11 protein-coding genes are annotated in these 12070 nt (G+C 68.8%); 5 read left to right on the forward strand and 6 right to left on the reverse strand.

Annotated elements, in window-relative coordinates:
* Window positions 1-55 precede the first annotated feature (55 nt).
* Genes ABZ725_RS37500 through ABZ725_RS37515 form a run of 4 tightly spaced genes read left to right on the forward strand, consistent with a single transcriptional unit; the run spans window position 56 to window position 3433 of the window.
* Complete coding sequence (locus ABZ725_RS37500; RefSeq protein ID WP_358806874.1) at window positions 56-1747, forward strand: FAD-dependent monooxygenase; 1692 nt, start codon at window positions 56-58, stop codon at window positions 1745-1747.
* A complete protein-coding gene (locus ABZ725_RS37505; protein ID WP_358806875.1) occupies window positions 1744-1923 on the forward strand; it encodes a hypothetical protein in 180 nt (59 codons plus the stop codon). The genes ABZ725_RS37500 and ABZ725_RS37505 overlap by 4 nt, the downstream gene beginning before the upstream one ends.
* A gap of 32 nt (window positions 1924-1955) precedes the next feature.
* Complete coding sequence (locus tag ABZ725_RS37510) at window positions 1956-2732, forward strand: CoA transferase subunit A (RefSeq protein WP_358806876.1); 777 nt, start codon at window positions 1956-1958, stop codon at window positions 2730-2732.
* On the forward strand, window positions 2729-3433 hold the full coding sequence (locus tag ABZ725_RS37515; protein ID WP_358806877.1) for a CoA transferase subunit B: 705 nt from the start codon (window positions 2729-2731) through the stop codon (window positions 3431-3433). Before ABZ725_RS37510 ends, ABZ725_RS37515 begins: the two co-directional genes overlap by 4 nt.
* Window positions 3434-3718: 285 nt before the next feature.
* Here the strand turns inward: ABZ725_RS37515 and ABZ725_RS37520 are convergent, their stop codons facing one another.
* On the reverse strand, window positions 3719-4216 hold the full coding sequence (locus ABZ725_RS37520; RefSeq protein ID WP_358806878.1) for a nuclear transport factor 2 family protein: 498 nt from the start codon (window positions 4214-4216) through the stop codon (window positions 3719-3721).
* 570 nt (window positions 4217-4786) lie between these two features.
* On the opposite strand from ABZ725_RS37520, the gene ABZ725_RS37525 reads away from it, so the two are divergent.
* Window positions 4787-5014: a hypothetical protein gene (locus ABZ725_RS37525; protein ID WP_358806879.1), complete on the forward strand. Its 228-nt coding sequence runs from the start codon at window positions 4787-4789 to the stop codon at window positions 5012-5014.
* Window positions 5015-5385: 371 nt separating this feature from the next.
* On the opposite strand, the gene ABZ725_RS37530 is transcribed toward ABZ725_RS37525, so the two are convergent.
* The 5 genes from ABZ725_RS37530 to ABZ725_RS37550 form a co-directional block, all read right to left on the reverse strand.
* The gene (locus tag ABZ725_RS37530; RefSeq protein WP_358806880.1) at window positions 5386-6159 is read right to left on the reverse strand and encodes an SDR family oxidoreductase; all 774 of its coding nucleotides are present in this window, start codon (window positions 6157-6159) and stop codon (window positions 5386-5388) included.
* A gap of 81 nt (window positions 6160-6240) precedes the next feature.
* Window positions 6241-7647 carry an FAD-dependent oxidoreductase gene (locus tag ABZ725_RS37535; protein ID WP_358806881.1) on the reverse strand — a complete coding sequence of 469 codons (1407 nt, stop codon included), beginning with the start codon at window positions 7645-7647 and terminating at the stop codon, window positions 6241-6243.
* Between the two features lie 415 nt (window positions 7648-8062).
* Window positions 8063-9289, reverse strand: a complete 1227-nt coding sequence (locus ABZ725_RS37540) for a flavin reductase (protein ID WP_358806882.1) — start codon at window positions 9287-9289, stop codon at window positions 8063-8065.
* A gap of 26 nt (window positions 9290-9315) precedes the next feature.
* Window positions 9316-9708 (reverse strand): hypothetical protein, encoded by a 393-nt coding sequence (locus ABZ725_RS37545; RefSeq protein WP_358806883.1) that lies wholly within the window; start codon window positions 9706-9708, stop codon window positions 9316-9318.
* Between the two features lie 486 nt (window positions 9709-10194).
* Window positions 10195-12054, reverse strand: coding sequence for a pectinesterase family protein (locus tag ABZ725_RS37550; protein WP_358806884.1), 1860 nt, complete (start codon window positions 12052-12054; stop codon window positions 10195-10197).
* Window positions 12055-12070: the final 16 nt, after the last annotated feature.

A 12070-nucleotide genomic window follows, 5' to 3' on the forward strand; every position in this document is an offset into this window, starting at 1 on the left:
CGCGAACGGGACGGTCGACGATGTCCCGAGGCGAACGCAGGAAAGGCCCACACCCGTGTACTTCGACTACGTCACCCACCCCGTCACCACCCCGGACCTGACCGGCGGGTGGGATCCGGTGCGCCGCCGCACCGTCATCGCCGGGGGCGGCCCCACCGGCCTGGCCCTGGCCCTGGGGCTGGCCCGGTACGGAGTGCCGTCGGTGGTGCTGGAGTCCGACCGCACCGTCTGCGCCGGCAGCCGGGCCGCGTGCCTGTCGCGGCGCACGCTGGAGATCATGGACCAGCTCGGCGCAGTGGACACCTACCTCGCCAAGGGCCTGGCCTGGAACGGTGGCGTCAGTTACTACGGCGACACCGAGGTGCTGCGGTTCGCGATGCCGCACGACGAGAACCAGAAGTTCCCGCCGATGATCAACCTCCAGCAGTGCTACGCCGAGCAGTACCTGCTCGACGCCATCGACCGGTACGGCGACGGCCTGGTCGAGATCCGCTGGGGCAGCCGCGTCGAGGCCCTGCGGCAGGACCCGGACGGGGTCGAGCTGGAGGTGCGCACCGACGACGGCGACACCTACACGATGGCCGCCGACTGGCTGGTGGGCTGTGACGGCGCCCGCAGCACCGTGCGCGAGCAGCTCGGCCTGCGCCTTACAGGCACCGCGTACGAGGGCCGGTACGTCATCGTCGACGTCGAGCTGAAGACCGACCGGCCCGCGCTGCGCTACGCCTGGTTCGACCCGCCGTCCAACCCCGGCTCCACCCTCCTCATGCACTGTCAGCCCGACGACATCTGGCGCCTGGACTACCAACTCCTGCCGGGCGAGGACCCGGAGGAGGCGGTCAGGCCGGAGAACGTGATGCCGCGGGTGCGCAGCCACCTGCGGATGATCGGCGAACCCGACGACGTCGAACCGGTGTGGATCTCGCTCTACAAAGCCAACGCCCTCACGCTGGACTCCTACCGGCACGGCCGCGTCCTGTTCGCCGGCGACGCCGCGCACCTGGTCCCGATCTTCGGGGTCCGGGGCATGAACTCCGCCATCGACGACACCCACAACCTCGCCTGGAAACTGGCGTTCGTCGCCGCCGGCCGGTCGCCGGTCGAACTGCTGGACACCTACTCGGTGGAGCGCGTGCACGCGGCCCGGGAGAACATCCGGTACGCCTCCAAGAGCACCGAGTTCATGGCGCCTCCGTCCTTCGCGTTCGACACGATGCGCACGGCCGTACTCGGCCTGGCCGTCGAAGGGCACACCTGGGCCTCCTCCCTGATCAACCCCCGGCAGACCCAGCCGATCTCGTACGAGGACTGCGGGTTCACGGGGCCTGCCGACCCTTCGGTCGGCGGTCCGGGTCCGGCTGCGGGCGAGGTGCTGCCCGAGTGTCCGCTCACCCTCACGGGTGGCAAGGCGGGACATCTCACAGACCTGCTGGGCCCCCGGATCACCGTGCTCGCCTTCACCGCCGACGGTGAACTCGCTCCGGACCTGCGGGCAGAACTGGACGCGCTGTCCACCGGACCGGTGCCGCTGGCCACGGCCGTGGTCTCCGCCGCGCCGACACGGACAGCGGCCCACGACCACACCGGGCGCATGTTCCCTCTCTACGGGGCCCAGCCGGGCACCGTCTACCTGATCCGGCCGGACGGGCACGTGTACGCCCGCCGACAGCACCCGCGCCCCGGCGAGATCCGGGCCTGGGTGGACGCCATGACCGCCGGACGAGGCCTCGGAAGGGACGCGCGGTGAACGCCGAAGAGCAGGACGAGATCTACTCCGAGATCTGCCACCGGATGACCGCGGCAGGCGAAGAGGGGGCGCTGCTCTACCTGAGCCGCCTCACCCTGCTGCTGGCCCACGAGGTGGACAGCGCCGAACGCATCCGCGCCGCCGTCCAGACCGCCGCGACGGCCTCGGACCAATGACCGACACGTTCCTGCGCACTTCTGGAGGAAGCTTGCGTCTCGACAAAACTATCGACAGCGCCACACAGGTGCTGGCCGCGATGCGCCCTGGAGCGACGCTCGCCGTCGGCGGCTTCGGCCTCTGCGGCACCCCCATGTCCCTGATCCAGGCCCTGCACGCCACGGGCGTGGACGACCTGCGTGTGGTGTCCAACAACTGCGGCGTGGACGACTGGGGCCTGGGCATCCTGCTGCGCGACCGCCGGATCTCCCGCGTCACCGCCTCCTACGTCGGCGAGAACAAGGAGTTCGCCCGCCAGTACCTCACCGGCGAGCTGGAGGTCGAACTCATCCCCCAGGGCACCCTCGCGGAGAAACTGCGCGCCGGTGGCTGCGGCATCCCCGCCTTCTACACCCCCGCCGGTGTGGGCACCCCGCTCGCCGACGGCGGCCTGCCCTGGCGCCACCACCCCGACGGCACGGTCGCCATCGCCTCGCCACCCAAGGAGGTGCGCGCCTTCGGAGGCCGGGACCACATCCTGGAAGAGGCCATCACCGCCGACGTCGCCTTGGTGCACGCCCTACGGGGCGACCGGCACGGCAACCTCGTGTACGCGTCCTCGGCGCAGAACTTCAACCCCCTGTGCGCGATGGCGGCCAGGGTCACCATCGCCCAGGTCGAAGAGCTGGTCGAGCCGGGAGAACTGGACCCCGCCCACATTCACACCCCCGGCATCTTCGTCGACCACGTCCTGCCCCTGCACGGGCCGGCTGCCAAGAGCGTCGAGCGCCGCACCATCCGCCCCCGACCCGGAGAGGTGCCCGCATGAGCCTCACCCGCGATCAGCTCGCCGCTCGTGCCGCCCGGGAACTACGCCCCGGCGACTACGTCAACCTCGGCATCGGCCTGCCCACCCTGGTGCCCAGCCACCTGCCCGACGACGTGGAGGTCGTCCTCCACTCCGAGAACGGCATCCTCGGCGTCGGCCCCTACCCGTACGAGGGAGAAGAGGACCCCGACCTGATCAACGCCGGCAAGGAAACGGTGACGGTCCGTCCTGGCGCCACGTTCTTCGACTCCGCCCTGAGTTTCGGCATGATCCGCGGAGGCCACATCGACGTCGCGCTCCTGGGAGCCATGCAGGTCTCCACCGACGGCGACCTGGCCAACTGGATGGTCCCCGGCAGGATGGTCAAAGGGATGGGCGGTGCCATGGACCTCGTCCACGGCGCCCGGCGGGTCATCGTCGTCATGGAGCACACCACCCGGGACGGCGACCCCAAAATCGTCCAGACATGCACCCTGCCGCTCACCGGCCGCGCGGTCGTCGACCGGATCATCACCGACCTGGCCGTCATCGACGTCACCGACGACGGCCTAGTCCTGCGCGAACTCGCCCCCGGCGTGACGTTCGAGCAGGTCCAGCAGGCGACCGAATCTCCTCTGACGCCCCCGGTCCGGAAGGTACCGGTCCGCTCGCCGGGGGTGATCTCGTCGGCTGGGGGACATGGTTCCAGTCAAGGTGAGTGACCTCGCTGGGGAAGAGACGGAGAACCTCGCGTTGGGCGACTGACTCCGCCTTGCAGAGATGTGGGATGCCGCCCCGATCCTCGCCGCACGCGGTCTTGAGGCCGGCGGCGCCGCCAGCGCAACCATGAGGCGGCGCATGCCCACGGTTCGCACTTCGCGAAACGGGAGAAGGGCGGCGTCCACATCATCGGCTCCATGGCCGTCTCATACTGCCGTCCACATGGCCTGGGTCGACGGCGGCTACCACCAGTCCCTCGTGGAGCACACCGCCAGGCACGTGACTGCTCAGACCTGAGGATTGCCGTTCTTACTGGTCTTGGCGACGGGCTGAAGGACGTCCCAGTGCTCGACGATCTTTCCCTTGTTGTCGAAGCGGAAAATGTCGGCCGCGACCGTGCCGCGATCTTTCTTGTTGGCCTTGGACAGGCCGTGTACGAGAACGAGGTCTCCCTGAGTGACAGTCCGCACGACCTTCGACGAGCTGTCCGGGTTCTTCTTGACGTAGGAGGTGACTGCGGCGACGAAGGCATCACGGCCATCGGCGAAGTCCGGGTTGTGCTGAATGTAGGTCTTGGCGCTGATGTACTTCTCGGTGGCCCGTTTCGGGTCCTTCTTGTTGAAGGCGACGTCCAGTACCGCGATCGCGGACTTCTCGTTCTTCTTCTCCTGGCCTGTGAGCCCGCTCGAGCGCGGCGCTTTCCCAGCGGGTTCGACGGCGGCCGTCGCGGAGGGAGCGGCCGCACTGCCGAGGGCAAGCCCCGCCACAGCGACCGGCAGCGTCATACGAAACCTGCGGCTCATAGGAATCACCCGTCCGTTTCGCGTGGGGGAAGTCGGGGACCGGTCACAGAACTGGGCGCGCACCTCAAGGCACGTCGGCCGCTGACCTGGACCGATGCTCGCATGGATCACGGAGACTCGCGCGTCCGGAAGTACCGCCGGCCCGTCCCCTCCCACCGGTACGCACCGTCACCGCCCCTGCCGGTGATCACCGGGCCCGGCGAGGCCACCGCCATGAGCGATGCGACGGGGCTCCGAGGTGCACAATCCAGAGGAGCCCCGCTGCTCGGACCAGGTGATCAGCCCCAGCAGCGTGGAGCCTGCGGCGCGGCCCGGCTCCTGCGGACCACCGAGCAGGATCACCTTCAGCCAGGGGGACGCCTGCCAGATCGAACGGGCTCGCCATCCAGTGCCGTCAGAACCGGCGACAGCACCCCCGGATCATCAGGGACAGGGGCAAACGAGTCACCGGCCCCGGAGGCCACGAGCCCAAGTCGGGCTCTACGAAGAAGGTAATGGGCGATGTCGAGCGTGCCGTCGGCTACCGCTGGAGCCCGCAGCAGACCGAGACCCATGCCGCTGCGCTCCCGTGTCCTGCTCGACGTACGAGCGGCGGGCATGCCCCATCCGGTTGCCGGACTGTGGACACACATCGGCGATCTGGACAGGCTGCGCACCTTCGCCGAACAGAACCGCTCCCTCGGCTGCACGGGCATGATGGCGATCCACCCCTCCCACATCCCCGTGATCAGCGATGTGTTCTCCCCCGCCCCGACGAACTCGCCCGCTCCGCACGGCTGACAGCCGCCGTGAAAGAGGCCCAGGCCAGCGGTGCGGGAGCGGTGATCTTCGAGGGAGAGACATGGCCAACGAGGCGATGGCCGCGACGGCCCGGCCTCAGTGGGAACGCCATTTCGCTGTCCCGGGGCGGAACTGAGCCGAGCGAAGCTCTACTGGGCGAACTGTTCGTCGCCCCGAATGCGGGTGTGCAGGTGCGTGCGGCGCCTGATGCCAGTATCGGCCGCTTCGTGGCCTGGGCAAGTTCCGCCGAAGACCGCCGTCTGGCCGACACAAGGTGGAGTGGCGTTCTTACCGCTCGTCCGGCCGACGGCATCGCGGCTACGCGGGCCCCACGGACAAGGACCCGGAAAGCCGCCGACACCGTGGTGAGTTCACAGATGCTTCCCCCCGTCCACGACGAAGGTGGTGCCCGTGGAGACGCGGAAGTACGTCACGGCGCCCACGATGGCCACGGCCACGTCGTCCGGGTCGACGACGACCCGCAATGGGGTGGCGCTCGCCTGGTCGAGCACCGCTTGCCGGTCGCGGCCGGGGACGAAGCCAGTGTCGACGGCGGCCGGCGCCACCCCGACGACCCGGACCTCGGGTGCCAGGACTCGGGCGAGCGACTGGGTGAGGTTGTCCAGCGCGGCCTTCGCCGCGCAGTAGGCGATGTTGCTGCCGGACGCCGTGGTGCCGGAGATCGAGGACACGTTGACCACGATTCCGTCCCCCGTGTTCCTGAGGAGAGGGGCGAAGGCACGGACGGCGGCGAAGGGGCCGCGGACGTTGACCCGCATCAAGGAATCGAACAGCGTGTCCGTAAGAGCGCCGAGATCCGCGTGCGGCACCTTCTGCGTCCATCCGGCCGAGTTGACGAGGACGTCGCACCGGCCGTAGTCACGCTCGACGAGCCGGGCGACCTCGGCCAGCCGGGCCGAGTCATCGATCGGCAGGGAAACGCAACTGTGCCCTGAGCCGGCCAGTTTCTCGACCAGTTCCTCGGCGCGATCGCGCCCACGGTGGAAGCCGACCACCACCGATGCGCCGTGCTCAGCCAGTCGACGCACGGTGGCAGCCCCGATCCCGCTGCTGCCACCGGTCACCACGGCGACCTTGCCGTGCAGCGGCAGCACCCCGAGGCCTCCGCTTCGTACGTCATCCATGCCGTCCACCTCTTTCACCTGCCGGCCGAGTCGGTGAATCCCGTTGAGGCTGCGCGCCGGGTTCCTGCCGGACGGACCCCGTCATCCGAGGTGCCCGGTGAAACCGGCCGCGCGGTTGGCCAGACCGACGAGCGTCGAGGACTTGCCCGTGCGGACCTCGTTGCGATCGCCGACGGCCCGAGCCGCCCAGATGAGCCCGGCCCCGATCCAGCGCAACGGCTCGGGTTCCCAGCGGCGCGCGGTCACGTTGGTCCACGGCAGCCCGGTCAGTTCGCTGTCCCGTCCGAGGATCAGGTCACGCATGGTCCGGCCGGCGAGGTTGGCTGCGGCCAGGCCCTCACCGACGTAGCCGCCGGCATGACCCATTCCGGTCGCGACGTTCAGGCCGACGCTCGGCGCCCAGTTACGGTTCGTACCGAAGACGCCTTGCCAGGAGTCGGCGATCTGTACGCCTTCGAGGCAGGGGAACAGCTTGACCAGTTCGCGGCGGTAGTGCTCGTACGCCTTCGGTGAGGCCGGAGCATCGGGATTCGGGGCCGATCGCCAGCGGTAGGGAATCTGCGGGTCGTCGCCGCCGATCGTGATGCGGTTGTCCGCGGTGAACTGGAGGTGCAGGAACGGGTGTTCGGCCAGTAGCGCTTCGTGCCCGTTCCACCGGAGCTGCTCGATGATCGCATCGTCCAGGACCTCGGTCGCCAGCATGGATGTGTGGACGGGCACGATCTGCCCGTGCTGTCCATCCATCGACTCGGTGTATGCCTCGGTGGCCCGGATCACGTACTTCGCGTGCACGGTCCCGGAGGCGGTGACTGCCTTGTGCGGGCTGATACGGAACACCGGGGTGCCTTCGTAGACGGCACCGCCGTGCTTCTCCACGGCCTCGGCCAGGCCCCGGGCCAGTGCTCCTCCGTCGACGCTGGCACAGTGCGCGCTGAAGCGGGCCCCCAGCGCGCCGGCAACGTTGATTCGCTCGTTGACCTCGTCCCGGTCCAGGTAGCGGGAGTCCTCGGGACCGAATCCGTACGCGCGGTCCTCCTCGATGCCCTGACGGAACCGGTGCTGCTCAAGTGGGGTACGCGCCACCATCAGGACGCCGTTCTTGCCGTATCCGCAGTCGATGCCTTCGCGTTCGACCGCGGCTCCGACCTCCTCGACCGCGCCCTGCACGGCGCGTTCCATGCGAATGGCCCCGTCGGGCCCTCCCCCGCGTCGTACCCAGTAATCACGGGAGCCGTTCAGCTGTGCGATGACGGCACCGCCGTTGCGGCCGGACGCACCGTAGCCGGCGACTTTGGCGTCCAGGACGACAACATCCGTCTCCGGCGCCTCGCGCAACAGTTCCAGCGCGATCCACAGACCGGTGTAGCCCGCGCCGACGATCACTACGTCGGCCTCGCGGTCGCCGTCCAGCGGTGCGCGCGGAAGAATCGGGCCGCCGTTGCGGAGCTCCATCTTGCGCCACCAGTGGGACAGAGCAGACTTGTCCATGGCTCCTCTTCCTAAAGGTCAATCGCTGCAGGGAAATTGACGAACCATCAAGAAAACGGGCTCGTCCAGAGCACGAGCCCGCCGCCTTCGAACGGGTCCATGCAGCCGAGGGAACACACGGCAGGAGCGGCGCTACACGGAGCCCATCATCAGCGTAATCTTATGTGACGACGCTCGTATTTGTAAAGTAGACGCCCCTGGTCGGAAATGCCCTCCCCTGGACCCCTGCCAGGCACGGGAACGGAGCGAGCGGCGGCTCACCGGGGCCGGGACGAGCGCACAGCACGGCTGAGGCTCAGCGCGAATACGACGGGCGGTGGCGTCACCATCCGGAGGCGCCACCGCCCGTTTCGACATCCCTCCGGGATTCACGCTGCCGGAGCCCGAGAAAGCCGACTCGCGGAACGCCGCGCGACTAGTGACCGATCGGTACACGCCCGTCGATGAAGGCCATGAGCTCGCGAGCAACCTCCTTGCAGCGCGCCGCCATCGCCTCCAGCTCGGCGGGACCGAGTCCAAGGGGAATCCCGCTGACCGCGAGCGCGAGGTCCGGTTCACCGTTCGGCCCGAAGATCGGAACCTGGATCGAGCTCACGTGATTCGACCAGTCGGCGGCTTCGCCAAGCTGCGCGTACTCGCGCGCGGCGGCGTCCCACAACGCCTGAAGCGCCGCGTCCTCCTTCGCCGGATCGGCCACGATGTACTCGAACCTGTCGGCCATGGTCGGCCCGACGCTGATGGCGTAGCCGCGTTCCCGCACCCGCGTCAGCATCGAGGTCAGGATCTCGTCATCGACGCACCCCATGGCACGCCCCGCCCGGCGCCACACGGCCGCGCGGGCGCCCTCGTTCCAGGCGACGAAGACCGCCCCCACAGGCGGGGCGAACGGACAGGTCGCTCCTACGCTGGGCGGCAGTCCGGGCAGCGCCTGCAGATTGGCCGCCGCCAGCACCACCACCGAGTCCTGGGCCAGCGTGCAGAGGGTGACGACCACGTCGAGCTCTTCGGCCAGCCTCTGCACCGCCTCCCGCATCTGGTCGGCGACGCGCAGGTGCAAGCCGAGGTGCTGGGCGTCGAACTCCAGCCGGGGGATGGTGAAGGACCCGTACCCACCCTTCAGGAACAGCAGCGGCATGCCGGCCGCTCCCTCGCCGAAGCCGAGATCCTGGACCTCGCCGATGACGATGTCGTGATCGCCTGCCGGCATCGTGGACGACCGGATGCAGTCGAACCAGATCACCGCGTCCTTGAGGAAGGGGATACCCCTGGCGTCGAGCTCCCAGTTCCCGACTTCGAACCGGTTCTCGGGAGGCGCGCTGGAGAAGGACCGGCACAGTTCCTCGTGGCCCGCGCCGAGCACGCTGACACGGAACCGGGTGGCGTTCCTCACAGCCCCGTAGGCCCGCGACGTGCGCATCGGCATGAAGCTGACCAAGGGCGGATCCATCGAGACCGAGCCGAAGGTCCCGACGACTATCCCTTGCGGCTGTCCGCTTTCATCGACGGCCGAGATGATCGCGACACCGGTCGGGTATCCCCCCAGAACCGCGCGCCACCACTTCGACTGCTGCTCGGGATCGGCCTTGAGGAATTCGGCCGGTCCGGACTGCGGCGCTTGAGCACCGGCTTTCTGGGTGACCATGGGCCACCTCCTTCGTATCGCGTCTGTCAGTGTTCTGGTGCGGCCGGATCGCCGCTGTCGGGGAGAGAGGACTCGACGTGTGCGCGGACGTCGGTGTCCGCCACCCATCCGTGCTGTCCGGCGAAGTCGATCATGGTTCTGAAGTCCGTCTCAGTGCAGCCGCCCCGCGCCCGGACGGCACGCGCTCCAAGCGCCTCGATGGACAACCAGGCAACGCCCGCGGAAGCGTCGTAACGCCCCAGCCCGGCCGCGCGAAGCGCATCGTCGAGCGCGCTTCGGCCGCCGTCAGCGGCAATGACAACCTTCAACGACCTGACGTCGCCGGGCCGGCGGAGTTCCGCCAGCCCGTTCTCAACCAAGACGTACACATCGGCCTCCGGTGCTCGGGTGTCTCGGACAACGATCAGGTCGGTGAGCACGTTCAGCCGGCAGCCGAGACGCGTCCGAGTGCTGCAGGGGCAGTCGTCCGTCCCCATGGCCTGCCGGTTGTCGCAGTGGAAGGCTCGGGGTGTCGAAGACGTGCAACGGGTCGTCGAGCACGTCCTGGTACGGCCGCAGTGGCGTCGCCTCGCGTGGACGACCACCTTCGGGGCTACCACGGTGCCAAAAGTCACCCCCAGCCCCAGGCGTCCAGGACGGCGTTCCTTTTACGTATACCACCGTACACCTCAAAGAAACAAGGAGGTGCGGCACCGGGACCACGAATGGCGCGCACGAGCCGAATGTGCGCGCCTCTCACCAATGGTGTGCCGTTGGTGAGAGGCAGCTGCGGGGTACGGAAACTGTCGGTGGACGACAGGCGGGCCCAGGACGGTCGTGCCGTCCTGGGCCCGCTGCGGTTTCTCACCTCGCCGCGAGGACGGGGACACCGCCGGTGGGCAGCGCGCCCGTCGCCTCGGCTTCGGTCAGTAGACCGGGTTCCAGTCGTCGGTGCCGGCCAGGTACTTCTGGGCGGTGTAGTCGGCGGCCTCGGAGTCCGTCATCTGCGGGGCGTTCGCCCCAGTCCCGGCTCCGGGACCGGAGTTGTTGTACTCCTTGAACCGGGCGGACTGCCAGGAGTAGTCGGTGGTCATGTCGGTCCAGGGGTGCGCGGCGGTGACGCCCGAGTTCACCACGGTGTCGCGGACCACCGCCTGGGGCGAGGCGGTCGCCGTGTTGTGCCAGGGCCGACCGAGGTACATCGTGTTCGCCGGCACACCGTTGGTGTAGATCGTGCTGTCGGTGATCAGGATCCCGTACTTCTTGCTCTCGTCGGTGTTCGGCGCCAGCACCGTGCCGCCGACCCAGTTGGCCATGGCTATGTCGCAACGGTCGATCACCGCGGTGGCGTTGCCGAAGATGAAGTCGATCGAGCCCTCGATGTAGCTGCCGACGAAATACTGCCGGTTCTCGGCGGTGGGGACCGGCGACTTGGCGAGGACGGTGTCCTGGCGGCTGATGATCCGGTCCTGGGTGAAGACCTGCCGGTCGCCCTCGGCGGCCACCGCGACGGCCTGGGTCTCGAACGAGCTGATGTCCGGGTGGTCCTTGGGGTCGAACGTGTTCTGGATCGTGACGTTCGCGACCGTGACGCCGGGCGCCTTGAAGGTGGCCACGGCGCTGCCCTCGGTGCCGTACTTCGTGCCGTCGGGCTTGAGCATCCCGTGGGCCCGGTCGGCGGTGATGACGACATCGTCGGCGTCGCCGGTCTCCCCCTTGATCATCAGGTTGCGCTTGCTCGCCGGGACGGTGATCGTCTCGTGGTAGGTGCCCTCCGCGAGGTAGAGGACGCGCTGGACCCCGTCAGTGGGAGCGGCGTCGATCGCGGCCTGGATGGTCGGGTAGTCGCCGAGGCCGTCGGGCTGGACGTACAGCGACTCGTCATCGGCCTCCTCGGTAAGGTGCCTGCCCTTGGTCTGGTCCGAGTGGTGGGCCGTCATGAGCGCGGCCGCGAGGGCCGCGACGGTCCCGAAGGTGACGGCTCCGACCTCGATGGGAGCCGCGAGGACGACGACGCCCGCGAAGACCGCGACCAGGAGCGCCCTGCTCATGTTGGCCCAGTTGTTCTGCTGCGCCATGAATTGCGGCGTGACGGTGAACGCCTGCCCGTTGCCGAACGCCGTCGCGGTCTGACCCGCTTGGTTCCGGAACCGGGAGCCTTCGGCGACCGCCACGATCACCTGGAGGATCGCCTGCGCCGCGGACCTGGTCTCGGCGTTGGTGGCGTCCGAGAGGTTCAGCACGGCGTTGTTGAGGCTGGCGGGAGTGATCTGCATGCCGTCGCGGGTGGCGCCCTGCTGCTGCAGGTCGCTGTAGTTCGCCAGTCCCTCGAACCGCGTGTTCACGTTCGCGCCGGCACCCGTCCGGGCGGCATCCGGCAGGTTCACGTCGGGGTCCAGCGTGAAGAACTGGGAGTTGCCCCAGTCCACATCACCGGGGCCGTTCTCGGTGCCCGGCCGCCATCCCATGACGTAGGAGTCCGACCGGCGCAAGAACACCCGGATGAACTCGGGCCTGTCCTCGGCGTGCAGGTCGACGGAGATGAACTGGTTGGCCCCGCTGCCGTCGGTGACGTCGACGGCGGGGCCGCCGTTCGCTGCGCGGACCCGGCCGGCGCTGATCGCCTGCCTGATGCCGTTGAGCATGCCGACGTAGCCGGTCTTGGCGTCGGCGGGCTCACTGCTGATCCGCCAGGTGACGTTCGCGCCGGTCGCGGCGCTCGCGCTCTGCAGTGCGCCCAGCGGGCCGAGCAGGGTGGCGAAGATCGACAGGATGACCGTGGCCACGATCGATCCGCCGGTG

The sequence above is a fragment of the Streptomyces sp. NPDC006872 genome (assembly GCF_040635845.1).
Classification (GTDB): domain Bacteria; phylum Actinomycetota; class Actinomycetes; order Streptomycetales; family Streptomycetaceae; genus Streptomyces.